This window comes from Bradyrhizobium genomosp. III, from assembly GCF_000261705.1.
GTDB classification, from domain to species: Bacteria; Pseudomonadota; Alphaproteobacteria; order Rhizobiales; family Xanthobacteraceae; genus Bradyrhizobium; species Bradyrhizobium ottawaense.
Map to the genome: position 1 here is coordinate 1 of NZ_AJQF01000298.1, position 736 is coordinate 736.

At 65.5% G+C, this 736-nt stretch carries 1 protein-coding gene and 1 pseudogene; both read left to right on the forward strand.

From position 1 onward, the window contains the following. A partial coding sequence (locus tag IC66_RS0124885) for a phosphopantothenoylcysteine decarboxylase domain-containing protein (protein ID WP_038949459.1) occupies positions 1-617 on the forward strand: 617 nt, incomplete at its 5' end. Further along, positions 614-736 (forward strand): annotated as a pseudogene (locus IC66_RS48450) (dUTP diphosphatase); the annotation flags it as partial. The gene IC66_RS0124885 and the pseudogene IC66_RS48450, both read left to right, overlap by 4 nt.

Consider the following 736-nt stretch of genomic DNA (forward strand, 5'->3'; position numbering starts at 1 on the left):
GCTCTTCCGGCAAGCAGGGGTTTGCCATCGCCGCCGCCGCACAGGCCGCCGGTGCCGAGGTCATTTTGGTGAGCGGTCCGGTCGACCTCAGCGATCCCCAGGGCGTGACGGTGAAGCATGTGGAATCGGCGCGGCAGATGCTGGAGCAGGTGCAGGCCGCGCTCCCCGCCGACATCGCGATCTTTGCCGCCGCCGTCGCCGACTGGCGCGTCGCCAACGAAGGCGAGCAGAAGCTGAAGAAGACCGCGGCCGGCATGCCGCCGCTTCAGCTCATCGAGAACCCCGATATCCTCGCCACGATCTCGAAGCTGACCGACAAGCGTCCGCCGCTCGTGATCGGCTTTGCCGCCGAGACCGAGCACCTCATCGACAACGCCAAGTCAAAACTTGCCCGCAAGGGCTGCGACTGGATCGTCGCCAACGACGTCTCGCCCGCCACGGGCGTGATGGGCGGCGACCGCAACACCGTGCATCTGATCAGTCGCAAGAATGGTGAGAAGGACGGCGAGATTGCAGTTGATTCCTGGCCGGTGATGACCAAGGAACAGGTCGCCATCGAACTGGTCGCGCATGTCGCACGAAGCGTGACCGACAAATCCCTGGAGCCGGCATCTTGAGCACGAAGGTCACTGTCGAACTGCAACGCCTGGCCCATGCGGAAGGCCTGCCAATGCCGGCCTATCAAACCACCGAGGCGGCCGGCCTCGACCTGATGGCGGCGGTGCCGGACGGCGAG